The following is a 26,910-nucleotide window of genomic DNA, read 5'->3' as shown; positions in this document are numbered from 1 at the left end:
GCCGGTCAGGACCGACGAGGGCACCTGAACGTACGGGCACGCATCTGAACCTACGGGCAGCCATCTGAACGTACGGGCAGCCATCTGAACAGAAGGGCGCTCACCGCCCGCCCGACACCCGTAGCACTGCCCCCGTCGTATAGGACGCGTCCGGCGACATCAGCCACGCCACCGCCGCCGCGATCTCCTCGGCCCGGCCCGGCCGGCGCAGCGGAGTCGTGGCCGCCGCCCGGTGGGCGCGGTCCGGGTCGCCCATCGTGGCGTGGATCTCGGTGTCGATCGCTCCGGGGGCGACGGCGTTGACGCGGACGCCGTCCGGTCCGAGCTCCTTGGCCAGGCCCAGGGTCAGGGCGTCGATCGCGGCCTTGGTCGCCGCGTAGTGGACGTACTCGTCGGGGCTGCCCAGCGTCGCGGCGGCCGACGACACGTTCACGATCACGCCACCGCCCCGCCCGGTCATCAGCTGCGCGGCCCGGCGTGAACACAGCAGCGTGCCCAGAAGGTTGACGTCCACGACCCGGCGCAGATCGGCCGGGTCCGCGTCGGCCAGCCGCCCCAGCGGGCCGGTCACCCCGGCGTTGTTCACCAGCCCCGTCACCGGCCCGAGCCGCTGCTCGGCGGTGTCGAAGAGCCGCTCCACGTCCGCCTCGACCGACGTGTCGACCCGCACGACGACCGAGCGGCCGCCCGCTGCCCGTACCCCGTCGGCCACCGCCTCGGCCGCGTCGGCGTCACGGACGTATCCGACCGCCACGTCGTGCCCGTCGGCCGCCAGCCGCAGGCAGGTCGCGGCACCGATCCCCCGGCTGCCGCCCGTGACCACAGTGACGGGACGTGTCATTCCGAACCTCCTGGAAGCAGATGTGCCAGCGCGTCATCGTCCAACGGATACGGCCGCTCCTCGGGCAACAGCTCCCCCGCACGCGCGAGTTCACCGGCGCGCACCAGCCCGTGGATCTCCCTGGCGAGCGGCGTCACGTCCTCGATGCCCACGATCCACTCGTCGGCGTACCGGGCCGCCGCCTCCCCCGCGAGGCCCAGCTGCAGCGACCGGTGCGGCAGCGGGGTGAGGCGCAGGTCGCGTTCCGGGTCCCACTGCACGCGCGCGGGTGCCGTCCTCAGCTGGTCCTTCCACGCGGCCTGGTCGGCGTGCAGCCCGGGGACGTAGTGCGAGAGGCAGGCGTGACGCAGGGCCCACAGGAAGCCCTCGCGGGTGATCTCGACGGCGAGGACGGTCTCCTGGTTCTCCTTCGTGCCCCAGCCGCAGCGGTACATCATCCACAGGAAGGACGGCTTGACCCAGGTCATGCGCTCGCGCTTCCAGGTGGCCGGGAAGCGGCCGGCGCGGGCCGCCGGTCGTCCGATGCCGGGGTGGTAGGCCTGGTAGACGGTGAGGGTGGAGTCCGTGTGGCGGGCCCGTATGCGGAACTTCGGCTCGGGCCGGTCGGTCTGATCGTTCACGCGGGACAGCCTCGCGCGCCTCGGCCGGTCACGACCACCGAATAACGCCGGTCACGGCCACCGAACGGCGGGGTCACGACCACCGATCAAAGCGGCACGCCCTCTTGGCGCGGCCCGCCCCGTGCCCAACACTGAGCCGATGACGCAGCGTGTGGAGCTCGCGACCGTGATGGACCGGCTGGCCGTCGACGGCCTGGTCACCGACTATGCCGTGGCGGTGGACGACGGCGACTGGGAGGCGTACCGGAAGCTGTTCACCCCGGACGGGCGGGCGGACTACCGCTCGGCCGGCGGGATCGAGGGCGATGCCGGGAGCGTCGCCGCATGGCTGGCCGAGAGCATGCGGGCGTTCGCCATGCGCCAGCACCTCATCGTCAACCGCCGGGTCCGGTTCGGGGTCCTGGAGCGGGACACCGGGGACACGGCCCAGGTCCAGGCCGACTACGTCAACCCGATGCGCCTCGCCGGTGACGGCTCGGCGGCGCCCGACTTCGTGTGCGGCGGCCGGTACGCGTTCGGGCTGCGGCGGACGGACGACGGCTGGCGGCTGCGCGAGGTGGTCGTGCGCGAGAAGTGGCGGCGTGTGTCCCAGGAGCCCGGGGTACCTGTGACCGACTGAGTGGGCGCCCTCTGTACCGAGATCGCCGGCCACGCGCACACTGGATCCACGGGTAGGAGGCGCCGTATGAAGACGCTGGGCCGCTGGCTCGACTCCCCGTGGCGACGCTCCGCGATCGCCGCGGTGGCGGGCGCCCTGCCCATGCTCGCCTTCCCGGCCCCGTCCCTGTGGTGGTTCGCCTGCGTCGCCCTGGTCCCGTGGATCCTGCTCGTCCGCACCGCGGCGACCGGGCGACGCGCGCTGTACGACGGCTGGTGCGGCGGCTTCGGCTTCGTGCTGGCCGTGCACCACTGGCTGCTGCCCAACCTGCACGTGTTCACGTTCGTCCTCGCGGCCCTGCTCGGCGTGCTGTGGGCCCCGTGGGGCCTGCTGGTGCGCCGGTTCCTCGCCGGAGCGCCCTCGCCGGGCCGGATCGCGGCCGCGCTGCTGGTGCTGCCGTCGGGCTGGCTGGCGGTGGAGCTGGTGCGCTCCTGGCAGGGGCTCGGCGGCCCCTGGGGCATGCTGGGCGCCAGCCAGTGGCAGGTGGAGCCGGCACTGCGGCTGGCCTCGGTGGGCGGGGTGTGGCTGCTGAGCTTCCTGCTGGTCGCCGTCAATGTCGCCGTAACCGTCCTGATCGCGGTACGGCGGTCCCGGGTGCCGGCCGTCGCGCTGCTCGCCACGGCCGCGGTCACCTCGGCGGCCTGGATGTGGTCACCGCGGCCCGACGTCGAGGGCGGGGCCCGGGTCGCTCTGGTGCAGCCCGGGGTGGTCAACGGCGTCAGCAGCCCGGAGCGCCGCATCGAGCGCGAGGAACAGCTCACCCGCCGGCTCACCGGCCAGGACGTGGACCTGGTCGTCTGGGGCGAGAGCAGCGTCGGCTACGACCTCGGCCGCCGTCCCGACCTCGCGCGGCGCATCGCGGCGCTGTCCCGCGACGTCGGGGCCCCGATCCTGGTCAACGTGGACGCCCGGCGCTCGGACCGGCCCGGCATCTACAAGAGCTCGGTGCTGATCGGCCCGGACGGCCCGACCGGCGACCGCTACGACAAGATGCGGCTGGTCCCGTTCGGCGAGTACGTCCCGTTCCGCTCACTGCTCGGCTGGGCCACCTCCGTCGGGGAGGCCGCGGCTGAGGACCGCAGGCGCGGCACCGAGCAGGTCGTGATGGACGTCGGCGGCGGGCTGCGCGTCGGCCCGATGGTCTGCTTCGAGTCGGCATTCCCCGACATGAGCCGCAGCCTCACCCGGAACGGCGCCGACGTACTGGTCGCCCAGTCGGCGACCTCGACGTTCCAGCAGAGCTGGGCGCCCGCGCAGCACGCCTCGCTGGCCGCGCTGCGCGCCGCGGAGACCGGCCGCCCCATGGTGCACGCGACGCTGACCGGCGTCTCCGCCGTGTACGGGCCCGAGGGGCAGCGGATCGGCCCGCCGCTCGGAACGGACGCCAGCACCACGCAGGTGTACGAGGTGCCGCTGGCCGACGGGGTCACGCCGTACGTCCGCCTGGGCGCCTGGCCCGTGTACCCCGCCGTGCTGGTGCTGCTCGCACTGGGCCTGGTGGAGGGCGGGCGGGCGGTCAGGCGACCGCGCCGGAGCGCTCCAGAACCGCCAGTACCACCCGCTCGCACAGTTCGTGAGTCGCCAGCGCGTCCCGGGCGCTGAGCAGCTTGCCGGCGCGCACGGCGTCGAGGAAGGCCAGCACCGCCTGTTCGATGCCACGCTGCCGGGCCACCGGCACCCAGTCGCCGCGCCGCCGCAGCGTCGGCTGGCCCTTGTGGTCGATCACCTCGGCGAGGTTGACCACCTGCCGCTTGGTGTCCTGCCCGGAGACCTCGAGGATCTCCTCGGCCGACCCGCTGAGCCGGTTCATCACACCGAGCGCGGTGAACCCGTCCCCGGCGAGCTGGAGCACGACATGGTGCAGCAGCCCTTCCACGGTGCGGGCGCGCACGATCACGTCGTCGATGCGGCCCGGCACCAGGAAGCGCAGCGTGTCCACGACGTGGATGAAGTCGTCCAGGATCATCGTGCGCGGATCCTCGGGCAGTCCGACCCGGTTCTTCTGCATGAGGATCAGCTCGCGCGGATGGTCGGCGCACTGCGCGTACGCGGGCGCGTGCCGCCGGTTGAAGCCGACGGCGAGACTCACGCCCCGCTCCTCGGCGAGCGCCACCAGCCGCTCGGAGTCGGCGAGTTCGTACGCCAGCGGCTTGTCGACGTACGTCGGGACGCCCGCCTGAAGGAGCCGGGTGACGATCTCGGGGTGCACGGCGGTGGGTGCGTGCACGAAGGCGGCGTCGAGGTTCTGGGCGAGGAGCTCGTCCAGGGAGCCGTGGCGCTGCGCGCCGGGCAGGTGCAGGCTGTCGGCGACGCGGTTCAGCGTGGCGGGCGTGCGGGTCTGCAGGTGCAGCTCGACCCCGGGCTGGACTCCGAGCACCGGCAGATACGCCTTCTGCGCGATGTCACCGAGTCCGATGCAGCCGACCTTCACGGGGGCTCCTTCACTGCTTGCCTGCTGGGGTCTGCTCGGAAGCATACGGCGGCCCCGGCGGCCCGCCGGTCGGCGATACCGTCGAAGCCGCGCAGGAACAGTGCCGGTCCGGCCCTCGAACGGGCCGGCGATCATGGCATCGCGCACGGCCGTGCGCGCGCGGGTGGTCATCATGTTCAGCCGCGTGACCTTCACGGCCTGGCGGGCGACGGCCGTCGTAGGGGGCAGCCGGGCGGCGGTGTACGCGGCGAGGTCGAGGGCGTGGTGGGCGAGGACGATCGCGTCCTCGACGGCCTGGTTGCCGCCCTGACCGAGGTTCGGCGGCTTCCCCACCGTGGTGGGCGGGCAGCGGCGGGGATCGGGTCGTGCCAGTCACCGAACAGCCGCAGCAGCTCGGCCGGGGCGGAGGGCCTGCTGGGCGGCCTGGGAGGTCGTAAAACTGCTGGTGGATTCCTCGGCGGTGGGCGAGGATGCCGCCCATGACGACGGAGCGCAGCGAACCCGCACAGAACGCCGACGAACGGAGCATGCTGGAGGGCTGGTTGGAGTATCACCGGCAGACCCTCGCCTGGAAATGCGAGGGGTTGAGCGACGCGCAGCTGCGGACCATGGCCGTGGAGCCGTCCGAGCTGTCCCTGATGGGGCTGGTGCGGCACATGGCGGAGGTGGAGCGGGGCTGGTTCCGCGAGACGCTGGCCGGCGACGATCCGGGGCCGATCTACTACTCCGAGGAGGACCCCGACGGAGAGTTCCACCTCACCGAGGCGGACACCTGGGCGGAGGCGTACGGTACCTGGCAGGCTGAGATCGAGATCGCCCGGCGCAACGCGGCCGGCTTCGGACTGGACGACCTGTCCAAGGGCCGCAGCCGCTTCACCGACGAGCCGTTCAACCTGCGCTGGATCTACACCCACATGATCGAGGAGTACGCCCGCCACAACGGGCACGCGGATCTGATCCGCGAGCGGGTCGACGGCGCCACGGGCGAATGAGCCCTCGGCGGTACGCCCCTGTCCGTCAGCCCGGCCGGGTGCGCGCCCTCCCTGCGGGGGCGTAGTTCACCCGTCCGGAGCAACCTGTGCTTGTCCGCCGGGTCCTGCGGGGCCGGAGCCACCAGAGTTGCGCGGGTGCATCGAACGACGACCACCGCGCTGCTCGTCACCGTGGCCCTCTCGGCCGTCTCCGGCTGTGTGACCGTCCAGCGGGGGCCCACCGCCGTGCCGCCGGTGCCGGTCCAGCCGACGGCGCCGGGCCCGGACGGCCGCACCGAACCGCAGATCGTGCAGGCGCCGGCCCGCGAGGCCCTGGAGATGATCGGCCCGTCCCGCCGACCCGATCCGACCACGCCGGAGCCGCGCCGCCCCACCACGGAGGCCCCGTCACCGACCGGGCAACCCCCGGCCTCGCGCACGGAGTCCCGTCCGCGCCCCGCCCCACCCACTCCCGAGCCCCGCCGCTCGTACCAGCCACCGCCCGCCCGGATCCCGGACGTCTCCGGCACGATCGGCGAGAACACCGACGTGTGCGCCCTGGGCAGAAAGTACGGCGGCTGGCGCCCGGACAGCCCGGAGGCGGTGATCTGCGAGCAGACGTACGGACGGTGAGGGGCCGCGGGCCGCGGATCACGGCGGCCGACGCCGGGGCACCGCTGCACGGCCGCCGGGCACACGGCGCCGCTTCACGGCCGCTGCCGAGGCGGCCCCCAGCCTCCCCCGTCCGGCGAACCCTCTTCCCCGAGCCGTAGCTCCAGTCGTCCGATGGCTGCCCGCACCCCGTCCCCGTACGTGTCGTCGCCCAGGGCGTCCGCCGCCCCACGTGCCTGGCGCAGGTGCGTGCGGGCGGCGTCCGCGTGGCCGAGTTTGACGTAGTCGGCGGCGAGGTTCAGGTGCAGGGAGGGATACAGGGCGCGTACCGCAAGGGCGCCCTCGTCGGCCGCGAGACGGTCGCCGGTCAGCTCCTCGGCCGCGCCCAGGGCCCGCAGATCCCAGGCCAGTTCGTCGGAGGGGTCGTCCTGGGTGTCGGCCATGTAGTGGGCCAGCGTGCAGCGGTGCAGAGGCTCGCCGTCCTCGCCGATCTCCGCCCAGAGCTTCTGGAAGCGATGCCGAGCCTCCTCGCGGTCCCCCGCGTGATGCAGCATGACGACCTGCCCGATCCGCGTCAGCACGGCATCCGGCGCCGCCTGCTCCTGTCGCTCCGCCACCGCGCCCTCCGCGCACTCGCCGACGTCCCGTCGGTCCCGACGCTAACGGCAGCCACCCGCAATCCCGGCGAGGCGGGGCCGACCCGCGACGTCGGCCCGCCCCCGAGCAGCGCAGGTCAGGCCAGGTCGGCCAGGTTCGGGATGCGCCAGTCCACCGGCTCGTGCCCCTGCCGCGCGATCGCCTCGTTGATCTGCGTGAACGGTTGGGAGCCGAAGAACTTCTTCGCCGACAGCGGCGAGGGGTGCGCGCCCTTCACCACCGCATGGCGGGTCTCGTCGATCAGCGGCAGCTTCTTCTGCGCATAGTTCCCCCACAGCACGAACACCGCCGGGTCGGGCCGCTCGGCCACCGCGCGGATCACCGCGTCGGTGAACTTCTCCCAGCCCCTGCCCTTGTGCGAGTTGGCCTCGCCGCCCCGGACCGTCAGCACCGCGTTGAGCAGCAGCACGCCCTGCCGGGCCCACGGCATCAGATAGCCGTTGTCCGGGATCGGCAGGCCGAGCTCCTGCTGCATCTCCTTGTAGATGTTGCGCAGCGAGGGCGGGGTCTTCACCCCGGGGCGGACCGAGAAGCACAGGCCGTGGCCCTGGCCCTCGCCGTGGTACGGGTCCTGGCCGAGGATCAGGACCTTCACCTGCTCGTACGGCGTGGCGTCGAGTGCCGCGAAGACCTCCTCACGCGGGGGGTGGACGGGACCCTTCGCCCGCTCCTCCTCCACGAACTCCGTCAGCTCCTTGAAGTAGGGCTTGTGCAGTTCGTCGCCCAGGACCCCGCGCCAGGACTCGGGCAGCATGGCGATGTCGGTCACGTCAACTTCCTTACGGTGTGCGGTCGGTTCCAGACCACAGAACCTACCGGCGACCACTGACAACGGCCGCCACGGGCGCTGTCACCAGCTCGTCTTCCGGTACAGCTCCCACACCATCATGATCGTCGACGGGTCCAGCGCGCGCTCGGCGCCGGAGATCTCCTCGTTCGCGGCGACGTACTGCTTGCCCTGCCACAGCGGCAGCAGCCGTACGTCCCGGACGAGGATCTGCTGGGCCTCCTCGAAGTCGGCCTCCACCTGGGCGCGGTCGCTCTCGCGGCGGGAGCGCGGCAGCAGCTCCCCGGTGATCTTGGGCGCGGGGTAGGGCGTACCCAGGGCGTTCTGCTCGCCGACGAAGGGGGCGATGTAGTTGTCGGCGTCCGGGAAGTCGGGGAACCAGCCGCGCCCGAACACCGGGTACTCCCCCTTCTGGTAGCCCTCGACGTAGGTCTTCCAGGGCCTGCTCTTCAGGGTGATCTCGAACAGGCCGGAGGCCTCCAGCTGCCGCTCGAGCTCCTTGAACAGGACGGCGGTCTCGGAGCCGTAGCGGTCGGTGGTGTACCAGAGGGTGAGCGGGACCGGGTCGGTGATGCCGGCCTCGGTGAGGATCGCGCGGGCCTTGTCCGGGTCGGGGTCGCCGTAGTCGTCGAAGAAGCCGGTGGTGTGGCCGGTCAGGCCCTTGGGGACCATCGAGTACAGCGGGTCGACGGTGTCCTTGTAGATCCGGTGGGCGATGGTCGCCCGGTCCACGACCTGGGCGACGGCCCGGCGCACGGCCGTCTTCCCGGCCCACTCGTCCCTGGGGTTGAACACCAGGTAGCTGATGTCGGCGCCCGCTCCCTCGACGAGTTGCAGGGTCTCGTCGGCGTCCTTGCCCTGGAGCGCGACGATGTCGTCGGCGGCGAGGCCGCGGTAGGTCACGTCGATGTCCTGGTCGCGCAGGGCCTTGACCATGGCGCCGGAGTCCTGGAAGTAACGGATCGTGACCGCATCGTTTCTTCGCTCGGCGAAGCCCTTGTAGCCGTCGTTGCGGACGAGTTCGGCCCGCGCCCCCTCGTCGTAGGAGTCGAGGAGGTACGGCCCGGAGCCGGTGACGCCGCCGTCCTCGCGGAGGGCGTCGGCCGGATAGTCGTCCGGGTCTACGACGGACATGGCGGGGGTGGCGAGCACGAACGGGAAGGTGGCGTCGGCCGTCTTGAGGTGGAAGACGACCTCGCGGTCGCCGAGCGCCTGCACCCGGTCCAGGCTGCCCAGCAGCCCGGCGGGGCCGCCCGGCGCGTTGATGGCCAGGATCCGGTCGATGGAGTGCTTGACGGCCTGCGCGTCGAGCGCGTCACCGTCGGAGAAGGTCAGCCCCTCACGCAGCTCGCAGCGGTACGCCCGGTTCGTCGAGTCGGTGAACTCGCAGCTCTGGGCGGCGTCGGGCTGGGGCGTGGTGGCGCCGTTGGGGTAGCTCAGCAGCGTCTGGTAGATGTTGCGGAACAGCTCCCAGGAGCCGTCCCAGGAGGCGGCCGGATCCAGCGTGCTGGGGGCGCTGGTGGTCCCCACGACGATCGGACCCCCCTCGGCGGGGTCGCCGTCCGAAAACAGGCTGCACCCGGCCAGCAGGGATATGGAAGCGATCGCGGCCACTTGCCGCAGGCCTCGATTCCGGTTGAACACGCGCACGCTCCTCGATCTGCCATACCAAGGGTCGGCAGACCCTATCGCAGCCGTTGACGGCCTGAACCGTGCTTGCGCGAGGTCGGTGATCAGCTTCCGCATGACGACGTTGTCATCGGCCCGTAGGCCGCCGATATGTCGACAGGGGCACCGTTTCCGTCAACGGAAACGGTGCCCCTGTCCGAAAAGGCACCCGATCCGGTCAGCCGGTCCCGGCGTTGAGGAAGATGCCGCCGTCGACGACGAGCGTCTGGCCGGTGATCCAGTCGGCCTGCGCCGAGGTGAGGAACGCGGCGGCGCCGCCGATGTCGGAGGGCACACCGAGCCGACCCAGCGGGTAGGCGGCGGCCGCCTCCGCCTCCCGGCCCTCGTACAGGGCCTGCGCGAACTTGGTCTTCACCACGGCCGGGGCGATCGCGTTGACCCGCACCTTGGGCGCGAACTCGTGCGCCAGCTGCAGGGTCAGGTTGATCATCGCGGCCTTGCTGATGCCGTACGCGCCGATGAAGGGCGAGGGGGACAGGCCGGCCACGGACGCGATGTTGACGATGGCGCCGCCGTTGTCCTTCTGCCAGGCGTGCCAGGTCTTCTGGGCGAACCCGAGCGCGGAGACGACGTTGGTCTCGAAGACCTTGCGCGCCACGTCGAGGTCGAGGTCGGCGATCGGCCCGAACACCGGGTTCGTCCCGGCGTTGTTGACCAGGTAGTCGACCCGGCCGAAGGCCTCCATCGTGCGCTCGACGGCGACGGCCTGGTGGTCGACGTCGTGCGCCTTGCCGGCGACGCCGATGACGCGGTCGGCGCCGAGCTGCTCGACGGCCTCCTTCAGGGCGTCCTCGTTGCGGCCGGTGATGCAGACACGGTCACCGCGTGCCACCAGCGCCTCGGCGGCGCCGTAGCCGATGCCGCGGCTGCCGCCCGTGACGAGCGCGACCTTGCCGGAGAGTTCAGGAAGTTCAGTCATGTCCGTGCTCCCTAGTCGAGCGGTCCGCCGGCGACGTACAGCACCTGGCCGGAGACGAAGCCGGCCGCGTCGCCCGTGAAGAAGGCGATGGCGTTGGCGATGTCCTCGGGCTCGCCGACACGCTGGACGGGGATCATGGAGGCGGCGGCGGCCTTGAAGTCCTCGAAGCCCATGCCGACGCGCTCGGCGGTGGCGGCGGTCATGTCGGTGGCGATGAAGCCGGGGGCGACGGCGTTGGCGGTGACGCCGAACTTGCCGAGCTCCTTGGCGAGCGTCTTGGTGAAGCCCTGCAGACCGGCCTTGGCGGCCGAGTAGTTGACCTGGCCCCGGTTGCCGAGCGCGGAGGACGAGGAGAGGTTGACGATCCGGCCGAAGCCCGCGTCCACCATGTGCTTCTGGCAGGCCTTCGACATCAGGAAGGCGCCGCGCAGGTGCACGTTCATGACGGTGTCCCAGTCGGCGACGCTCATCTTGAACAGCAGGTTGTCGCGGAGCACGCCCGCGTTGTTCACGAGAATCGTCGGCGCGCCGAGCTCCTCGGCGATCCGGGCGACGGCCGCCTCGACCTGCGCCTCGTCGGAGACGTCGCAGCCGACCGCGATGGCCTTGCCACCGGCCGCGGTGATCTTCTCCACGGTGTCCTTGCAGGCGGCCTCGTCGAGGTCGAGCACGGCGACCGCGCGGCCCTCGGCCGCCAGGCGTACGGCGGTGGCGGCGCCGATGCCGCGCGCGGCACCGGTGACGACTGCGACCCGCTGCTCAGTGGTGGACATTGCTGCTTCTCCTCGCCCTTGGGATGCGGCTCAGCGGCACGCTCCCCGATGAGCGACCGCTTAGTACCTTCAGCAGACGTGACGCTAGAAGCCCTGGCACCCCGTGTCAACGGCCCATCGGGGTGCATGTGATCCCTCACCTCACCAGCAGGTCGAGCAGCCGTTCGGTCTCGGCCACCGGATCGACGGTCAGTCCGGTGTGCACGGGCCCGGGCTGCACGACCGTGGAGCGCGGCGCGATCAGCCAGCGGAAACGCCGCCCGGCGTCGTCGCCCGCCGCCTGCCCGGCCGCTTCCCCTCCCTCGCACACGCCCTCCACCGCGCGCAGCGCGGCACGCACGCCGGCCACGTCCGCGTCCGGGTCGAGGGCCAGCAGCCGCGCCTCGTCCAGATGGGTGCGGGCGCCGACGTAGGCCTTGGCCCGGCAGTACACGAGCACGCCCGCGTTGATGCACTCGCCGCGCTCGACGCGTGGTACGACCCGCAGCAGCGCGTACTCGAAGACGTCCCGGCCGCCGCCCTGGCCGGCCCGGGTGATGTGACGCTCGCTCACTTGATCCCCTCGATGCGTTCGTGGACGACTGCGGCGCGCGCGAGCAGCGCTCGCGCGTAGGCCCGGCGCAGGTCGTCCGGGGTGTCGAAGCCGGGCTCGCCGGTCAGCCAGGCGTCGGGGATCTCGGCGGTGACCTCGGCCAGCAGTTCCTCGGTGACCAGCGGCGCGAGCGCGGCGGCCGCGGTGACGTCCGGCGCGAACGGCCGCAGGGCGTGGTCGGACGCGTCGTACGGGCGGGCGGCGGAGGCCTCGGCGCCGGGCCAGTTGTGGTGCCAGATCATGGTGGCGCCATGGTCGATGAGCCACAGCTCGCCCTGCCACATCAGCAGGTTGGGGTTGCGCCAGGAGCGGTCGACGTTGTTGACCAGCGCGTCGAACCAGACGATGCGCCCGGCTTCCTCGGGGCTCACCGCGAAAGCGAGCGGGTCGAAGCCGAGCGCGCCGGAGAGGAAGTCCATGCCGAGGTTGGTGCCGCCGCTGGACCTGAGCAGCTCCTGGACCTGCTGGTCGGGTTCACCGAGCCCGAGGACCGGGTCCAGGTCGAGGGTCACCAGGCGGGGCACGCGGAAACCGAGCCGACGGGCGAGTTCACCGCAGACGACCTCCGCGACGAGTGTCTTGCGGCCCTGCCCCGCGCCGGTGAACTTGATCACGTACGTCCCGAAGTCGTCGGCCTCGACGAGTCCCGGCAGCGAGCCGCCCTCACGCAGCGGCGTGATGTAGCGGGTTGCGATGACTTCCTTGAGCATCGCCCCAGGTTACTGTCGTGTGACGGGGGCGCGGGTCGGGATCCCGCGGCAGGGCGCTCGGGAACGCGCCGAGATCGACAGGGAACCGACAGGCGTGTTTTACCCACCTCTCGTGCTGGGCGGGCGAGGATTTCGACATCGTCTGAACAGGCAGTCCGCCGGGGCCGTACCTCACGGCGGATCACGAGACACCTCCCGAAGGGAACGCCAGCATGACCAGCGCATCGCCCAGGCCCACGGCAGGACCGAACCGTCGTACCGTCGTGGCGGCGGCCGGAGCGGCGGGGCTCGCCGTCGCGCTGACCGCGTGCGGGGGCTCGGACGGCGACTCGTCCAGCAGCTCCCAGGACAGCGGCAGCTCCCAGGACAGCGGCAGCACTCCGGAGGACGGCGGCAACGCCGCGGCCGGTGCCGCGCTCGCGACCGTCGCCGACATCCCCGAGGGTGGCGGAAAGGTGTTCGAGGCCGAGAAGGTCGTGGTCACCCAGCCGTCGGCCGGCCAGTTCAAGGCCTTCTCGGCCACCTGCACGCACCAGGGGTGTGCGGTGAAGAGCATCGAGAACGGCATCATCAACTGCCCCTGCCACAACAGCAACTTCTCGATCACCGACGGCAGCGTGCAGAGCGGGCCCGCGACCAAGCCGCTGCCCGAGGTGCAGATCAACGTCAGTGGCGACTCGATCACCCTGGCCTGACCGTCAGCGCCGGCGCGTGGGCCTGAGGCACGCCAGCACCTCGTCCGTGGTCGCGACCGTGGCGACCAATGCGAGGGTGTTGCGGATCATCGCGGGGGTGTAGTCGGCGGGCACCCCCGCGATGGCGTCGGCCGGAACCACGGCCGTGTAGCCGCGGTTCACGGCGTCGAAGACGGCGTTGGGCACGGCCACGTTGGCGGAGACGCCGGTGACGATCAGGGTGCGGCAGCCGAGGTTGCGCAGCAGCGCGTCGACGTCGGTGCCCTGGATCGGTGACAGACCGTGCAGCCGTCGTACGACGATGTCCTCCTCGGTGACCTCGATCGGCGCGGCGACGCGCACCGCCGCGGTGCCGGCCAGTTGTTGGACGGGCAGCCGTTCGGCGGCGCGGAACAGGCGGGCGTTGTGGCTCGCGCCGCGGCCGTCGGGGCGGCGTTCGGCGATGGCGTGGATCACCTGGATGCCGCTCTCGTGGGCGGCGGCCACCAGCCGGGCGACATTGCCGAGGGCGCCCGAGGAGCGGAACTCCTTCGCCAGCTCCGGCAGCGCGCTGTCCGGGCCGACGACGCCCTGCTGGCACTCGACGGTGAGGAGCACCGTGGTCGCGGGGTCGAGCAGTTCGCTGAGCTGTTCGAACGACGGCATGGCGCCCCCTGGTGGCCGGCGGTGTGGGAGCGGGTGAGATTAACCACCATTGCACGGGGATGGAAGACGGCCCATTCTTTCTGACGTATCGTCAGGTGCCGTTCTTTCGAGGGGAAGCCGAGGGAAACACATGACAGCCACTCAGCGCCGGGGCCGGAAGATCATGATGACGCCCGGTGAGCTGGACGAGTTCCTCACCAGCCAGCGCACCTGCCGGGTCGCCACGGTGTCGGCCGACGGGGCGCCGCACGTGAGCACGCTCTGGTTCGTCTGGGACGGCACGTCGATGTGGCTGTACTCCGTGGTGCGCAGCAAGCGGTGGGCGGATCTACGCCGTGATCCGCGGGTGGCGATCGTGGTCGACACCGGTGAGGAGTACGACGAGCTGCGCGGCGTCGAGCTGTCCGGGACCGTCGAGTTCGTGGGCGAGAGCCCGCGCACCGGGGAGCTGTGCGCCGAACTCGACGTGCCGGAGATGCTGTTCGCCCGCAAGAACTTCGGCCTGGAGGACATGCCGCACGACGGCCGACACGCCTGGATGCGGCTCACGCCGTCGAAGACGGTGTCCTGGGACTTCCGCAAGCTGGGGTCGCTGTAACACACCCGACGAACACCCTCAGCGCGACTCGAACCGCCGCCGCGGGGGGCCGACCGGCTGCCTCAGCACCCACGGACGCCTGCCCACCCGGGCCGACCGACTCCCTCAGCGCCGTCGGACCCCTGCCCGCCCCGGCCGACCGACTCCTCCAGCACGCCGGGACCGCCGCCCCGCATCGCCCCCCGACTCCGTCCACACCACTCGCCCCGTCGCGCGCCGAGGACCCGCCGACTCCTTCAGCGCCGTCGGACCCCTGCCCGCCCCGGCCGACCGACTCCTCCAGCACGCCGGGACCGCCGCCCCGCATCGCCCCCCGACTCCGTCCACACCACTCGCCCCCCGACCCGCCCAGGCCAACCGACTCCTTCAGCCCCCTCGGCCCCCGACCCGCCCAGACCGACGGACTCCTTCAGCCCCCTCGGCCCCCTGGCCCACCCGAGGCCGACCGACTCCGCCAACGCCCTCGGCCCCTTGGCCCGCCCAGGTGGGCCGACTTCCTCAGCGCCCTCGGACTGCTGCCCCGCCCCGGCCAACCAGCGCCTGGGGTCACGGGCATGCCCCAGCCGGTCGAAGCCCCGCGCCGCTCGGCCCGCCGGCAGGCGCTCAGCCGACGCTCTCTCCCGCCGCCCGCAGGGCCGACACCGCCGCTCGGATGGACGGGCGGCGGTCGGCGTCCGCGCGCCAGACGACGTACACATGCCGCCGCACCCCCTGCTTCAGCGGCACGGTGACGACCCCGGCGGGCATCGGATGGCGGCCCAGTAGTGGGGCGATGCACACGCCCAGCCCGGCGGCGACCAGCGCGAGCTGGGTGTGCGTCTCGGCGGCGCGGTGGCCGAGGATCGGCTCGACGCCACGGGAGCGCAGCGTGAACATCAGCCACTCGTGGCAGAACTCGCCCTGACCCCAGGTGATCCACTCGTCCTCGGCGAACTCCCCGAGGTCCACCTCGTCCCGGCCGGCGAGCGGATGCCCGGCGGGCATCGCCACGTCGGCCGGATCGTCCAGGATCGACGCCTTGACCAGGCCGTCGGGCAGCGCCATCGGCTTGTTGTACCAGTCCAGGACCACGGCGAGATCGAGGTCGCCGCGCACCACACCCCGGATGCCGGGCTCCGGCTCCAGCTCGCAGGTGCGCAGCCGCAGCCCGGGATGGGCGGCGCGCAGCGTGGCGAGCGCGGTGGGGAACAGCCCGCGCGCGGCGGTCGGGAACGCCGACAGCCGCAGCTCACCGGCGACCTGTCCGCGCTGCGCCTCCAGGTCGGACTGGGCGAGGGCGACCTGCGACAGGATGCGCGCCGCGTGCTCGGCGAGCAGCCGTCCGGCGTCGGTGAGCCGGACACCCCGCCCGTGCTTGGCGAGCAGTTGCTGGCCGACCTCGCGCTCCAGCTTGGCCAGCTGCTGGGACACGGCCGAGGTCGTGATGTGCAGCCCCTCGGCGGCGCCGCTCACCGAGCCGTGCCGGGCGAGAGCGTCGAGGGTGCGGAGACGGTCCAGGCTCAACATATAAGCAATGCTACGAGGTACGGCGTGCGAAATCTCGCTTGTGCTACGAGATGACGTCCCGCATGGTTGCTTCCGTGAGCACCGCCACGACCAAAGCCACCGACAGTCCTGTACAAGCACGCGCCCGCCGCACGATCGACTGGCGAATCCGCTTCGCCGCCGTGTCGCTGGTCTGGGGTTTCAGTTTCCTGCTCATCAAGGTGGGCACCGACGGCTACGTCCCCTTCCAGGTGACACTCGGCCGCCTGGTGTTCGGTACGACGGTGCTCGCGGCGGCGATGGCCATGAAGCGCGAGCGACTCCCGCGCGGGGCGCGCACCTGGGCCCATCTGACGGTCGCCGCGCTCCTGCTCAACGCGCTGCCGTTCTCCCTGTTCGCCTACGCCGAGCTGACGATTCCGTCCACGCTCGCCGGCATCTGCAACGCCACCTCACCGCTGTGGGGCATGGCCCTGTCCATGGTCGCCCTCTCCGAGGACCGGCCCACCCGGGTCCGGGTCGCCGGCCTGGGCCTGGGCTTCCTCGGCGTGCTGACGGTGCTCGGCGCCTGGCAGGGCTTCACCGGCGTCGACCCCACGGGCACCGCCCTGGCACTGCTCGCCTCGCTCAGCTACCCGATCGGCTGGATCTACGTCCGGCGCACACTGGCCGGGTCCAGTGACTCGCATCTGTCCCTGACCGGGGCCCAGCTGCTGCTGGCCACGCTCCAACTGGCGGTCGTCACACCGCTGTTCACCAGCATGCCGACCGCCTTCCCGGTGGTGCCGCTGCTCGCCGTCGCGGCCCTGGGCGCCCTGGGCACGGGCCTGGCGCTGCTGATCCAGTACGGCCTGGTCGCCGAGGTCGGCCCGACCACCGCCCAGATGGTCACCTACTTCATCCCGGTCATCGCCACCGCCGCAGGCGTCGCCATCCTCGGCGAGTCCCTGACGTGGTCGACGCCGGTCGGCGCGCTGATCGTCCTCGTGGGGGCGGCCCTGACGCAGGTCAGGCCCCGGAGCTGAGCCGGCGGTCAGTCCTTCGGCGTGCCGATCCGCAGCCGGTTGCCGTCGGGGTCGCGCAGCTCGATCTCGCGGGCCCACGGGGCCTGCCGCACCGGCACGCCGAACTCGGCGGCGACCTCGTCGACGTCGGCGAGCCGCAGATAGACCAGCGTGTCGGGGCGGGCGTCGCCAGTGTGCTCCGACAGGAAGAGGCTCACCGGCCCCCGGGCCACCTCCACGAACGCCGGGAGCCCCGGCTCGAAGCGGTGCTCCCACTGCTGGGCGAAGCCCAGGCGCTCGTACCAGCGGACCGCCGCGGCGGCGTCGGCCACGCGCAGGATCGGGATGACGTCCTCGTCCATGACCCCATCGTTCCAGACGCCGCCCTACACGTAGCTGCGCACCGGCGCCGGGCGGACGGCGGTGGCGATCGCGTCGGCCAGCGGTTCCGTCTCCGCCTCGGTGAGCGTCGAGACGGTGACCCGGATGCCGGGCGGGGCGCTCATCCGGAAGCGGGCGCCGGGGGCGACGGCCCACCCGGCATGCAGCAGGCGGGCGACGGCCGCGGTCTCGTCCGGCACCGGGATCCAGACGTTCAGTCCACTGCGCCCGTACGCCGTCACCCCGCGCCGGGCGAGCGCCTCGATCAGCGCACCACGGCGCCGCCCGTACGCCGCCGCCACTGCCGTCGGGTCCACCGCGCCGTCGGCCCACAGCCGTGCCACCGCCCGCTGGGTGATCCGGCTGACCCAGCCGGGGCCGAGCCGCTGCCGGCCACGCACCCGGTCCAGCGTGACCTCGTCACCGGTGAGCACGGCGAGCCGCAGGTCGGGACCGTAGGCCTTGGCCGCCGAGCGGACGAAGGCCCAGTGCCGGGTGACACCGGCCAGGGGATGCAGGGGCAGGTCGACGATGCCGTGGCCGTGGTCGTCCTCGATCAGCAGGGTCGCCGGATGCCGACGGATCACTGAACGCAGGGCACGCGCGCGTGCGGAGCTCAGCGCGGCGCCGGTGGGGTTCTGCGCGCGGTCCGTGACGACGAGTGCCCGGGCGCCCGCACCGAGGGCGCGATCCACCTGGTCGGGAAGCGGTCCGTCGTCGTCGAGGGCGACGGAGAGGGTGCGCAGGCCGAGCGCCGGCACAAGGTCCAGCAGGCCGCCCCACCCGGGATCCTCCACGGCGACGGCGTCGCCCGGCTTGAGGTGGGCGGCCAGGACCCGCTCGATGGCGTCCAGTGATCCCGAGGTCACCGCGATCGGGCCCGCGGGCACTCCCCCGGCGCCCAGCTCTGCCAGGGCGAGGCGGGCCAGTTCGGGCTCCACGGGCACGTCCCCGTACAGCACCGGCTCCCGGTCCGCCGCATGCGCGAAGACCGCCGCCAGCGACGGCAGCAGCGCCGGGTCCGGGTTCCCGGCGGCCATGTCCCGCACGCCTTCCGGTACGTCCACCCCGATCTCCTCGCGCCCGGTGGTGGCCGGTTTGTGCCGGACCCGGCTGCCCCGCCGCCCGTCGGTCTCGATGACCCCGCGCTCACGCAGGATCCGGTACGCGGCAGCCACGGTGTTCGGGTTCACACCGAGCCGGGACGCCAACTCGCGCAACGGCGGCAGCAGTTGCCCAGGTCCCAGCTCGCCCGCAGCCACCGCGCGCTCCACGCTCGCCGAAATCTCCGCTGCGCCCCGGCCTCTGATCGGATACTCTCCTAGCACAAAACCAAGTATGCACTAGTGCAATGGAGAGCGCCATGCAGGGGACCCAGGAGACGACGTCGCGACCCGCCGCCTACACCCCGACCGACCGGACCGTCCCCACCCGCTCCGCGGAGCGCGCGGCGTACGACAAGGAGCTGGTGCACGCGATACTCGACGAGGGCTACGTCTGCCACCTCGGCTTCGTCCGCGACGGCGCTCCGGTGGTCCTGCCGACGCTGTACGGCCGGGTCGGTGAGCGGCTCTACGTGCACGGCTCGACCGGCTCGCGCCCGCTGCGGATGACCGGCCAGGCCGACCCGGGCCTCCCGGTGTGCCTGACGGTCACGCATGTCGACGCCCTGATCCTGGCCCGCTCGGCCTTCCACCACTCGATCAACTACCGCTCCGTGGTGGTGCACGGCATCGCCCACGACGTCGCGGACCCCGAGGAGAAGCGGCTGGCGCTGGACGCGCTGGTCGACCATGTCGTGCCGGGCCGGTCGCGCGACTCCCGGCCCGCCAACAAGAAGGAGTTCGCCGCCACCGCCGTCATCCGCCTGGACCTCGACGAGGTCTCCGCCAAGCTGCGCACGGGCGGCGTCAACGACGAGCCCGAGGACCTCGCCCTCCCGCACTGGGCGGGCGTGGTCCCGCTGCGCAAGGGGTACGGGACGCCGGTCCCGGACCCCGAGCTGGCGCCGGGCACCGAGGTGCCCGACTACCTCACCGGGCGGTGACCCCACGGGCCGGCCCTCGTGGGGCCGGCCCGTGGGCGGTCAGCCGAGGGCCGGCTCGGCCCGCGCCGCGCGCGCCTCCGCCACCGCCAGCCCGGCGACCGAACCCAGCATCAGCAGGGTGCCCATCAGGGTGGCGGTGGTGAGCTGTTCGCCGAGCAGGGTGACGGCCAGGACCGCCGCGCTGACCGGCTCCAGCAGCATGATCACGGACACGGTGGCCGACCGGACGACGGCCGCGCCCGCGAAGTAGAGGGCGTAGGCGAGGGCCGTGGGGATCGCCGCGATGTAGACCAGCAGCCAGAGCAGCAGGACGGGTTCGGCGGTGTGCGGCACCAGACCCTCCGTCAGCGCGAACGGCAGCAGGCACAGGGTCGTGACCCCGAACGCCCAGACGGTGGTGCCGGAGGCGTCGGCGCCGCCGTCGCGGCCCCAGTAGCGGGTGAGCAGGGTCATCGCGGAGTATCCGGCGGCGGACAGCAGGGCGAGTGCGACTCCCCACGGGCGGACAGCGGTGTCTCCGCCGCCGAGTACGAGCACCCCGAGTCCGGTGAGCGCCCCGGTGACGGCCAGGACGCCGGCGCGGCCGAGCCGCTCCCCCATGGTCAGGCGCGCGCCGAGCGCGATGAGCACGGGGCCGGCGCCAAGGGTGATGACGGTGGCGACGGCAAGGCCGGTGGCGGACACGGCGGCGAAGTAGGCCGTCTGGAACACCGCGAGCCCCAGGCCGGTGGCGCCGACCCGGAGGGCCTTGCGGGTGAGCGGTTCGGGGGCGGCGGTGGCTCGCGGGCGCGGGGCGGGGGTCGCGCCGGGACGCGGGCGCAGGTGACGGGCCGCGAGCAGCAGGAGCAGCCCGACCGCGCAGCGCCAGAAGGACAGGGCGACGGAGCCCATGTCACTGGCGCGGTAGACCAGTGAGGCGGCGGCGCCCGCGGTGCCCCAGGCGGCACCGGCGACGATCAGATAAAGGAGGCCTCGCCCGACGGGCAGGCCGGAAGCAACAGTGGACACGCGTTTCTCCGCAGTTGCGCAAGAGCGCAGAAGATCGGAAGGACCGCCGCTCAGCGGGGTCCGCGGACGTCTTCCGCGGGCAGCACCGTTCCGCCCGGCGGGTTACCGCGGGGCATGGAGGTCCGGAGGGCCCGCCTCAGGCGGCCGGAGGCGGAAGAACGCGTGCGTCCGAATGCATGATCGGCAGCTTAAGCGGCCGTACCCCGGGCGGACAACTCGCGCTCGGGCCCGCCGCCCGCCACCGGCTCCGCGGATCCCTTCGCGGGCGTCGACGACTGCGCGATGAACGCCCCGACGAGAACGACCACACCGCCCACGATCTGCGGCGCCGAGAGGTGCTCGCCGAGCAGCACCCAGGCCAGGACGGTCGCGATGACCGCCTCCAGGCACGCCACCACGCCCGCGACCTGCGGGGAGAGCCGGCGTACGGAGAGCACGCCGGTGACGTACGCGACGACGGTCGCGATCAGCACGATCCAGGCCAGCAGCAGGGTGGCCGGGACGGCGGTGCCGTCCATGTGCGCCGAGTTCGCGAGCACCGACCAGTCCATGCCCCAGGGGCGGGCCACGACGGTCAGCACGGCGGCGCCGATCAGGAGGCCGTACGCGATCACGCCGAGCGGGTCGGGGGCGTCGGCGCCGGAGTCGCTGCCCTGGTCGGACAGCACGAAGTAGCCGACCTGGCAGCAGGCGGCGCCGAGGGCGAGCAGCAGCCCGATGGCGTCGAAGCCGAGACCGGCCCACACCTCGACCACACAGGCGAGGCCGCCGACCGCGAGGACCACGCCGAGCGCCGCCGCCCGCGTCACCGGCCGCCGCTGCACGAACCGCACCCAGCCGAGCACCAGGGCGGGCGCGAGGTACTCGACGAGGAGTGCGACACCGACCGGGATGCGCGAGATCGCGGCGAAGTAGCAGGCCTGCACACCGGCGACGGCCAGCAGTCCGAACCCGGCGAGCAGCGCGGGGCGGCGGCGCAGCAGCGCGCGGTGGCGCACGGCGAGCGGCAGCATCACCAGGGCCGCGCCGGCCACCCGCAGCCACACCACGTGCAGCGGGTCGAGACCCGCCTCGATCAGCGGCTTGGCCGCGACTCCCGATCCGCCGAAGGCGACCGCCGACCCGAGGGCGAGCGCGAGCCCGGCGCCCTTGCCATGGCTGCCCCGACTGCTGACTGACGTATGCACCCGGACATGATGGCAGGCGACGACATGACCGTCACCCCTGATGACTCCTGTCTCATCGGCTGGACGTCCCGACCCCGGTCAGCCACCGGCTTCGGCGCCACCGACGTACTCCTGCGAGCCGTGTTCGATCCGCATGAACAGTTCGGGCACGTCCACCCCGGCACGCTCCAGTACCTCCACGGCCCGCGACCGCGGGTCCACCACGATCCCCACGAGCAGATCGACCCCATGGGCCGGGCCGTCGCCACGGCGGGCGGCGCGCTCCGCGGCGTACGACATCGCCGTGGCGGCCAGCGGCGAGTGGCCCGCGACTCCGGTCACGACCGGGATCGCGCCGGAGTCCTCGACGGTGCTCTGCCAGCGCAGGCCGTAGCCGATGCTGCGCTGCACGAGATAGCCGAGCAGCCGGGCGATCTGGGGTTCGCCGTCGAAGGTGGCGCGCACGTCGGGGTCGTACTCCAGGAGCGAGTGCAGCAGATGGGCGGTGTCGATCTGCCGGTCCCCGTCCCGTACGGCCCGCCTGCGGGCAGCCGCGACCACCGCTGCCAGCTCGGCGCTGAGCCTGGCATCGTCGTCCACACCGGAGTGTTCGTCGGCCTGCTGCCGGGGGATGGGGTATTGCACACCCCCTACCCCATCAGTCCCCCGGGAACAGGTCATCCTCGGCCAGAACCATTTTCGCGTCCCACACAGAGCGGACATCCCGAGCGGGAATCTCCTCCTTACGGATGAGATCAGGCCGTATCGACGGTGGAGCGCCCGAACGCGTCCACTTTTTCTGACGACTCATCAGTATTGAATGTTGCAGACCCTGCGGCTACGTTCCGCGACACCGAAGCCCGACACGAAGAGGTGGTCGCATGGCCGAAGTCAGCGCGGAGGCACGCATCGGGGCGCCGGCCGAGAAGGTGTGGGCGCAACTCACGGACTGGTCCGCGTACGGGGAGTGGAACGCGACCCACACCAGCTTCCCCAAGGGCGGCCCCACGACCCTGGAGGTCGGCGCGACCTTCCAGGAGAACATGAAGCTGATGGGCTTCCCGGCCGAGGTCGAGTGGACCGTGGAGGAACTGACACCGGCCCGGGTACTGGCCATCCGCGGCAAGGGCCCGATGTCCGTGACCGTCGCCACGCGCTACACCCTGACCCCCGACGGCGACGCCACGACGGTGCGCATCGACGGGGAGTTCACCGGCGCGGCGGTGTCCCTGATGGCGGGCAAACTCAAGGACTCGGCGACGGCCGCGCTGAACGAGTCGCTGCGGAAGCTGGCGGGGTTGGTGGCCTGAACGCACGCCACAGGGGAACGCCCCGTGGATCGCTCCACGGGGCGCCTTTGGTGCCGTACGGCTGCTGTCAGTCCTCGTCGGCGAGGATCAGGTACAGCTTCTTGCGGGCCTCGTTGATGACCGTCAGCGCCTTCTCGCGCTGCTCCTTGTCGCCGGTCTTCCAGACCTGACTGAAGGCCTCCATCAGTCCGAAGCCGGCCTGGCGGATCTCACTGAGAGCCTCCCAGTCGACGCCGCGCGAGGCCTCTTCCCAGGGGGCGTCCGGGCCTTCCTCGGCCGCCGCGCGGCCTGCCTCGGTGAGCGAGAACAGCTTCTTGCCGCCCTCGGTCTCGCTGGCGATCAGCCCTTCGTCCTCCAGCAGTTGGAGCGTGGGGTACACCGAGCCGGGGCTGGGTTTCCACGCCCCGCCGCTGCGCTCGGCGATCTCCTGGATCATCTCGTAGCCGTGCATCGGCCGGTCCTTCAGCAGGGCCAGGATCGAGGCGCGTACGTCACCGCGCCGCGCCCTTCCCCTCGGTCCGCCACGCCCTCGTCCGCCCCAGGGGCCGGGACCGAAGCCGCCGAAACCGCCCGGGCCGCCGGGACCGAAGCCGTGCCCGCCCGGACCGAAGGGGCCGAAGGCCGCACGCCGCGCGTCGAAGTCGCCCCGGCCGCGCCGGGGGTCACCGTGTCCGTGTCCACGCTCGTATCCGTGGTTACGCATTGCCATCACTCCATCTTTTGCGTGTTTGTTGATCTAGCGCAGACCTACCGTTGATCTGTCGCGATGCCTCAACGATATATCGCAATAGTTCGGCTGGCAAGAGCCTCGCCGACGACCTCACACAGAGGAAGCGCATCCAAGAACGGTCCAGTGATCGCAAATTGGCCTTGGTCTGCGGCTTTGCCTGGCCCCTACCGTCATGGCCATGCGGATCCGAATCGTCGACGCCTTCACCGACCGTCCCTTCGCCGGCAACCCGGCCGGGGTCCTGCTCCTCGACGCCTTCCCCGAGGACGACTGGCTCCAGAAGGTGGCCCTGGAGGTCAACCACGCCGAGACGGCCTTCGCCCACCCGCTGCCCGAGGGCGGCGAGGCCGACTGGGCGCTGCGCTGGTTCACCCCGGCTGCCGAGGTGGCGATGTGCGGTCACGCCACGCTCGCCACGGCCCACGTCCTGCACACCACGGGCGTCCACCAGGGCCCGGTACGGTTCGCCACACGCAGCGGCGTCCTCGTGGCGTCGCCCCGGGACGACGGCTCGATCACCCTGGACTTCCCCACCGCTCCGCTCACGCCGGTCGATGTCCCCGAGGGGCTCGCGCAGGCCCTGGGCGCGCGGCCGCTGGCGGCCTTCGACACCGGCCCCAACGTCGGTGACCTGCTGGTGGAGCTCGCCGACGAGAAGACCGTGCACGCCCTGCGCCCCGACCACAAGGCCATCGGCACCCACTCGACGCGCGGCATCATCGCCACCGCCCGCGCCGAGGACCCGGCCCTCGGGTACGACTACGTCTCGCGGTGCTTCTTCCCGAACGTCGGCATCGACGAGGACCCTGTCACCGGCAGCGCCCACACCGCGCTGGCCCCGTTCTGGTCCGAGCGGCTGGGCAGCGCCGAACTGACCGGCCTGCAGGCATCGCCGCGCTCCGGCCGTGTCCGCACGGAACTGCGCGGCGACCGCACCCTGCTGAGCGGCCGGGCGGTGACAGTGATCGAGGGCGAGCTGCTCACCTAGGACCTGCTCAGGCCGTGGGCAGCCAGTCCACCTTGCCGGCGAGCAGGGCGTACCCCACGAACGCCCCGATGTCGAGCAGCGAGTGCGCGACCACCAGGGGGCCGACACGGCCCCAGCGGCGGTAGAGGTAGACGAAGACGACGCCCATCACCATGTTGCCGATGAAGCCGCCAATGCCCTGGTAGAGGTGGTACGAGCCGCGCAGCACGGAGCTGGCCAGCAGCGCGGCGCCGGGCGTCCAGCCCAACTGGTCGAGACGGCGCAGCAGATAGCCGACGACGATGACCTCTTCGACGATCGAGTTCTGCAGGGCCGACAGGATCAGCACCGGGAACTTCCACCACACGTCGGGCAGGGCCTCGGGGACGACCGTGAGGTTGAAGCCGAGGCCGCGTGCGGCGAGGTAGAAGGCGATGCCGGTACTGCCGATCACGGCGGCGATGGCGGCTCCACGCCCGAGGTCCGGCCAGGGCCGGGTGCGGTCGAAGCCGAGGGTTCTGAGGCTCTGCCCCTCACGCAGCAGGAAGTGCGCGACGAGGGCGACGGGGATGAGGGCGGTGGTGATCCCGAACAGCTGCCAGGCCAGATCGAGCCAGGGGCGGCCGGGCGCGGCCGAGGCGTTGAGGGTGGCGGCCTGGTCCTTCAGCCCACCCGGTTTGGTGACGGACCCGACGAAACTGATGAGCGCGGACACGGCGCTGGCGCCCAGCGAGACACCGAGCACGAGCAAGGTCTCGTCCCGCAGCACCCGCCGCGACGGCACCTCGCCCGACGCGGCCCCGTCCCCGGTCCCCACCTCACCCTGCACGCCCGCCTCCAGTCGAGTAGTCCAGCGCACATCTTCGCCGAGCCACGAAGATCCCACCCGACAGCCTCGCAGACGCACCTGTGCTTCAGTGCCCTGGGTCGGCACTCACCCCAGCCGCGCAGCCTCCGGCAATCCCACCGGCCATGTGTGCACCGGCTCCCCTTGATGCATCAGCTCGGCATAGCGCCGCGTCGTAGCGGCCAGGGCGGCGTCCCGGGACATGCCGCCCTCCAGGGCCCGGTGGAAGGTCGCGACCTGCCAGGACGCCCCGTTCACCCGGCGCCGGCAGCGCTCGTCGATCACGCCGAGGTACAGGTCCCGGTCGGCCGGTTCGACACCCCACGCGTCCAGTCCGGCCTCGGCAAGCGGCAGCAGTTCGTCACGTACGAGGCTGACCGCGTCGACCTCGGTGGTACCGCCGTACCGCCCCCGCCGCGGCCAGGTGAAGCGCGCCTCGATGCCGTACCGGCACGCGGCGTCGAAGTTGGCGGCGGCCGCCTCGAAGGGCAGCCGGGTCCACACCGGCCGGGAGTCCTCCGCGAGCGCGCGGATGACGCCGTAGTAGAAGGCCGCGTTGGCGATGACGTCGGTGATGGTGGGCCCGGCGGGCAGGACGCGGTTCTCGACGCGCAGGTGGGGGACGCCGTCGGCGATGCCGTACACGGGCCGGTTCCAGCGGTACACCGTGCCGTTGTGCAGCACCAGCTCGGCGAGCTTCGGCACGCCGCCCGCGTCGAGCACGGCCAGCGGGTCCTCGTCGTCGCAGATCGGCAGCAGCGCGGGGTAGTAGCGCAGGTTCTCCTCGAACAGGTCGTACGCCGAGCCGATCCACCGCTCCCCGAACCAGGTGCGCGGCCGGACCCCCTGCGCCTGAAGTTCCGGCGGGCGGGTGTCGGTGGACTGCTGGAACAGCGGCGGCCGGGACTCGCGCCACAGTTCCCGGCCGAACAGGAACGGCGAGTTCGCGCCCATGGCTATCTGCGCGGCGGCCGCCGCCTGCGCGGCGTTCCACACGTCCGCGAACCGCGCCGGCGTGACCTGCAGGTGCAGTTGCACGGACGTGCAGGCAGCCTCCGGCGCGATCGACTTCGACGTGCAGGTCAGATGCTCCACACCGTCGATGTCGAGCGTGAAGTCCTCGCCCCGGGCGGCCACGATCTGGTCGTTGAGCAGGACGTAGCGATCCACGTCGGACAGGTTCGAGGAGACCAGATCATCCCGTTCGAGGGTCGGCAGAATGCCGATCATCACGATTCCGGCGTCCACCTCGCCGGCTTTCCGGTGGGCATATGCCAGGGACGTACGGAGTTCCTCCGCGAGCCGGTCGAATACCCGCCCACCCAGCCGGTGGGGGGCTATGTTGACTTCCAGGTTGAACATGGCGAGTTCTGTTTGGAAGTCTCGACTGGCGATCCTTTCCAGGACCTCGCCGTTGAGCATTCTCGGCATGCCGTCGGCGCCGGCGAGATTGAGTTCGATCTCCAGCCCCATGAGGTTCTTCGGTCGATCGAACCGCTTCTCCTCCAGCAGCCGCTCCAGTCCCCGCAGGCACTGGCGGAGCTTCGTGCGGTAGCGCTGGCGATCGGACAGGTCGAACGCGCCCGCCACGACCTTCTCCCCCATCGAAGCGTCCCTCCTCGGTGGGCGGGCCGATGATCCGGCCGCCGGTGTCCGGGTCAGGGTGGATGATGCCCAGCCCGAGCGATCCATAACGCCCCCGGTGAACGCCTCCAACAGCTACTCTGGTCACTTCGGCCAAAGAAGATCAGCGGCACATTCACCGGG

The 26,910-nt window shown here is 72.0% G+C and carries 30 protein-coding genes; 10 read left to right on the top strand and 20 right to left on the bottom strand.

The window, feature by feature from the left end:
* Window positions 1–100: 100 nt before the first annotated feature.
* Entirely contained in the window at window positions 101–841 is a 741-nt protein-coding gene (locus I2W78_RS34920) for an SDR family oxidoreductase (protein WP_196464233.1), read from the bottom strand.
* The gene (locus tag I2W78_RS34915; RefSeq protein WP_196464232.1) at window positions 838–1,461 is read right to left on the bottom strand and encodes a DUF4291 domain-containing protein; all 624 of its coding nucleotides are present in this window, start codon (window positions 1,459–1,461) and stop codon (window positions 838–840) included. The genes I2W78_RS34920 and I2W78_RS34915 overlap by 4 nt, the downstream gene beginning before the upstream one ends.
* A gap of 139 nt (window positions 1,462–1,600) precedes the next feature.
* On the opposite strand from I2W78_RS34915, the gene I2W78_RS34910 reads away from it, so the two are divergent.
* Together I2W78_RS34910 and lnt are read left to right on the top strand one after the other, a co-directional pair.
* Window positions 1,601–2,080: a nuclear transport factor 2 family protein gene (locus I2W78_RS34910; protein WP_196464231.1), complete on the top strand. Its 480-nt coding sequence runs from the start codon at window positions 1,601–1,603 to the stop codon at window positions 2,078–2,080.
* A gap of 66 nt (window positions 2,081–2,146) precedes the next feature.
* Window positions 2,147–3,721, top strand: coding sequence for an apolipoprotein N-acyltransferase (lnt, locus tag I2W78_RS34905; RefSeq protein ID WP_196464230.1), 1,575 nt, complete (start codon window positions 2,147–2,149; stop codon window positions 3,719–3,721).
* Here the strand turns inward: lnt and I2W78_RS34900 are convergent.
* Window positions 3,636–4,550 carry a Gfo/Idh/MocA family protein gene (locus I2W78_RS34900; protein WP_196464229.1) on the bottom strand — a complete coding sequence of 305 codons (915 nt, stop codon included), beginning with the start codon at window positions 4,548–4,550 and terminating at the stop codon, window positions 3,636–3,638. The genes lnt and I2W78_RS34900 overlap by 86 nt on opposite strands.
* Before the next feature lie 479 nt (window positions 4,551–5,029).
* Here I2W78_RS34900 and I2W78_RS34890 point away from each other — a divergent pair, with 479 nt between their 5' ends.
* Together I2W78_RS34890 and I2W78_RS34885 are read left to right on the top strand one after the other, a co-directional pair.
* A complete protein-coding gene (locus I2W78_RS34890; RefSeq protein WP_196464228.1) occupies window positions 5,030–5,542 on the top strand; it encodes a DinB family protein in 513 nt (170 codons plus the stop codon).
* 135 nt (window positions 5,543–5,677) lie between these two features.
* Window positions 5,678–6,154, top strand: coding sequence for a hypothetical protein (locus I2W78_RS34885; protein WP_196464227.1), 477 nt, complete (start codon window positions 5,678–5,680; stop codon window positions 6,152–6,154).
* A 74-nt stretch (window positions 6,155–6,228) separates the two neighbouring features.
* Here the strand turns inward: I2W78_RS34885 and I2W78_RS34880 are convergent, their stop codons facing one another.
* From I2W78_RS34880 to I2W78_RS34850, 7 genes are all read right to left on the bottom strand, one after another.
* Window positions 6,229–6,750, bottom strand: a complete 522-nt coding sequence (locus I2W78_RS34880; RefSeq protein WP_196464226.1) for a hypothetical protein — start codon at window positions 6,748–6,750, stop codon at window positions 6,229–6,231.
* 116 nt (window positions 6,751–6,866) lie between these two features.
* The gene (locus I2W78_RS34875) at window positions 6,867–7,559 is read right to left on the bottom strand and encodes a uracil-DNA glycosylase (RefSeq protein ID WP_196464225.1); all 693 of its coding nucleotides are present in this window, start codon (window positions 7,557–7,559) and stop codon (window positions 6,867–6,869) included.
* An 81-nt stretch (window positions 7,560–7,640) separates the two neighbouring features.
* Window positions 7,641–9,221: an ABC transporter substrate-binding protein gene (locus I2W78_RS34870; RefSeq protein ID WP_307783915.1), complete on the bottom strand. Its 1,581-nt coding sequence runs from the start codon at window positions 9,219–9,221 to the stop codon at window positions 7,641–7,643.
* Between the two features lie 202 nt (window positions 9,222–9,423).
* Window positions 9,424–10,185: an SDR family oxidoreductase gene (locus I2W78_RS34865; RefSeq protein ID WP_196464223.1), complete on the bottom strand. Its 762-nt coding sequence runs from the start codon at window positions 10,183–10,185 to the stop codon at window positions 9,424–9,426.
* 11 nt (window positions 10,186–10,196) lie between these two features.
* A complete protein-coding gene (gene fabG / locus I2W78_RS34860) occupies window positions 10,197–10,958 on the bottom strand; it encodes a 3-oxoacyl-ACP reductase FabG (RefSeq protein ID WP_196464222.1) in 762 nt (253 codons plus the stop codon).
* Between the two features lie 136 nt (window positions 10,959–11,094).
* Window positions 11,095–11,511, bottom strand: coding sequence for a DUF3037 domain-containing protein (locus I2W78_RS34855; RefSeq protein WP_196464221.1), 417 nt, complete (start codon window positions 11,509–11,511; stop codon window positions 11,095–11,097).
* A complete protein-coding gene (locus I2W78_RS34850; protein WP_196464220.1) occupies window positions 11,508–12,260 on the bottom strand; it encodes a HipA family kinase in 753 nt (250 codons plus the stop codon). Before I2W78_RS34850 ends, I2W78_RS34855 begins: the two co-directional genes overlap by 4 nt.
* A 212-nt stretch (window positions 12,261–12,472) precedes the next feature.
* Here I2W78_RS34850 and I2W78_RS34845 point away from each other — a divergent pair, with 212 nt between their 5' ends.
* Window positions 12,473–12,955, top strand: a complete 483-nt coding sequence (locus I2W78_RS34845; protein ID WP_196464219.1) for a Rieske (2Fe-2S) protein — start codon at window positions 12,473–12,475, stop codon at window positions 12,953–12,955.
* 3 nt (window positions 12,956–12,958) lie between these two features.
* Here I2W78_RS34845 and I2W78_RS34840 read toward each other — a convergent pair whose 3' ends face one another.
* Window positions 12,959–13,600 carry a cysteine hydrolase gene (locus tag I2W78_RS34840; protein WP_196464218.1) on the bottom strand — a complete coding sequence of 214 codons (642 nt, stop codon included), beginning with the start codon at window positions 13,598–13,600 and terminating at the stop codon, window positions 12,959–12,961.
* Between the two features lie 130 nt (window positions 13,601–13,730).
* On the opposite strand from I2W78_RS34840, the gene I2W78_RS34835 reads away from it, so the two are divergent.
* Window positions 13,731–14,198 (top strand): pyridoxamine 5'-phosphate oxidase family protein, encoded by a 468-nt coding sequence (locus I2W78_RS34835; protein ID WP_196464217.1) that lies wholly within the window; start codon window positions 13,731–13,733, stop codon window positions 14,196–14,198.
* A 603-nt stretch (window positions 14,199–14,801) separates the two neighbouring features.
* Here I2W78_RS34835 and I2W78_RS34830 read toward each other — a convergent pair.
* Entirely contained in the window at window positions 14,802–15,704 is a 903-nt protein-coding gene (locus I2W78_RS34830; protein WP_196464216.1) for a LysR family transcriptional regulator, read from the bottom strand.
* 62 nt (window positions 15,705–15,766) lie between these two features.
* On the opposite strand from I2W78_RS34830, the gene I2W78_RS34825 reads away from it, so the two are divergent.
* Window positions 15,767–16,708, top strand: a complete 942-nt coding sequence (locus I2W78_RS34825; protein ID WP_374222713.1) for a DMT family transporter — start codon at window positions 15,767–15,769, stop codon at window positions 16,706–16,708.
* Between the two features lie 8 nt (window positions 16,709–16,716).
* Here the strand turns inward: I2W78_RS34825 and I2W78_RS34820 are convergent, their stop codons facing one another.
* Window positions 16,717–17,049, bottom strand: a complete 333-nt coding sequence (locus I2W78_RS34820) for a glyoxalase superfamily protein (protein ID WP_196464214.1) — start codon at window positions 17,047–17,049, stop codon at window positions 16,717–16,719.
* 24 nt (window positions 17,050–17,073) lie between these two features.
* Window positions 17,074–18,396: an aminotransferase class I/II-fold pyridoxal phosphate-dependent enzyme gene (locus I2W78_RS34815; RefSeq protein ID WP_196464213.1), complete on the bottom strand. Its 1,323-nt coding sequence runs from the start codon at window positions 18,394–18,396 to the stop codon at window positions 17,074–17,076.
* Window positions 18,397–18,431: 35 nt separating this feature from the next.
* Between I2W78_RS34815 and I2W78_RS34810 the strand changes: the two genes are divergently transcribed.
* Window positions 18,432–19,115 (top strand): pyridoxamine 5'-phosphate oxidase family protein, encoded by a 684-nt coding sequence (locus tag I2W78_RS34810; RefSeq protein WP_196464212.1) that lies wholly within the window; start codon window positions 18,432–18,434, stop codon window positions 19,113–19,115.
* A gap of 39 nt (window positions 19,116–19,154) precedes the next feature.
* On the opposite strand, the gene I2W78_RS34805 is transcribed toward I2W78_RS34810, so the two are convergent.
* The 3 genes from I2W78_RS34805 to I2W78_RS34795 form a co-directional block, all read right to left on the bottom strand.
* On the bottom strand, window positions 19,155–20,123 hold the full coding sequence (locus I2W78_RS34805) for a DMT family transporter (RefSeq protein ID WP_196464211.1): 969 nt from the start codon (window positions 20,121–20,123) through the stop codon (window positions 19,155–19,157).
* Window positions 20,124–20,311: 188 nt separating this feature from the next.
* Complete coding sequence (locus tag I2W78_RS34800) at window positions 20,312–21,310, bottom strand: EamA family transporter (RefSeq protein ID WP_196464210.1); 999 nt, start codon at window positions 21,308–21,310, stop codon at window positions 20,312–20,314.
* Window positions 21,311–21,388: 78 nt separating this feature from the next.
* Entirely contained in the window at window positions 21,389–21,934 is a 546-nt protein-coding gene (locus I2W78_RS34795; protein WP_307783914.1) for a Clp protease N-terminal domain-containing protein, read from the bottom strand.
* Between the two features lie 236 nt (window positions 21,935–22,170).
* Between I2W78_RS34795 and I2W78_RS34790 the strand changes: the two genes are divergently transcribed.
* Window positions 22,171–22,599 (top strand): type II toxin-antitoxin system Rv0910 family toxin, encoded by a 429-nt coding sequence (locus I2W78_RS34790; RefSeq protein ID WP_196464208.1) that lies wholly within the window; start codon window positions 22,171–22,173, stop codon window positions 22,597–22,599.
* 67 nt (window positions 22,600–22,666) lie between these two features.
* Here the strand turns inward: I2W78_RS34790 and I2W78_RS34785 are convergent, their stop codons facing one another.
* Complete coding sequence (locus tag I2W78_RS34785) at window positions 22,667–23,302, bottom strand: PadR family transcriptional regulator (protein WP_196464823.1); 636 nt, start codon at window positions 23,300–23,302, stop codon at window positions 22,667–22,669.
* A 205-nt stretch (window positions 23,303–23,507) separates the two neighbouring features.
* Between I2W78_RS34785 and I2W78_RS34780 the strand changes: the two genes are divergently transcribed.
* Complete coding sequence (locus I2W78_RS34780) at window positions 23,508–24,317, top strand: PhzF family phenazine biosynthesis protein (protein ID WP_196464207.1); 810 nt, start codon at window positions 23,508–23,510, stop codon at window positions 24,315–24,317.
* Window positions 24,318–24,324: 7 nt separating this feature from the next.
* Here the strand turns inward: I2W78_RS34780 and I2W78_RS34775 are convergent, their stop codons facing one another.
* Window positions 24,325–25,125, bottom strand: coding sequence for a CPBP family intramembrane glutamic endopeptidase (locus tag I2W78_RS34775; RefSeq protein ID WP_196464206.1), 801 nt, complete (start codon window positions 25,123–25,125; stop codon window positions 24,325–24,327).
* A 105-nt stretch (window positions 25,126–25,230) separates the two neighbouring features.
* Complete coding sequence (locus I2W78_RS34770; RefSeq protein WP_196464205.1) at window positions 25,231–26,748, bottom strand: glutamate--cysteine ligase; 1,518 nt, start codon at window positions 26,746–26,748, stop codon at window positions 25,231–25,233.
* Between the last annotated feature and the right edge of the window lie 162 nt (window positions 26,749–26,910).

This window comes from Streptomyces spinoverrucosus, assembly GCF_015712165.1.
Lineage (GTDB): Bacteria > Actinomycetota > Actinomycetes > Streptomycetales > Streptomycetaceae > Streptomyces > Streptomyces spinoverrucosus_A.
The sequence above is the reverse complement of the archived record's forward strand: the minus strand, read 5'-3'. Positions and strand labels throughout refer to the sequence as shown.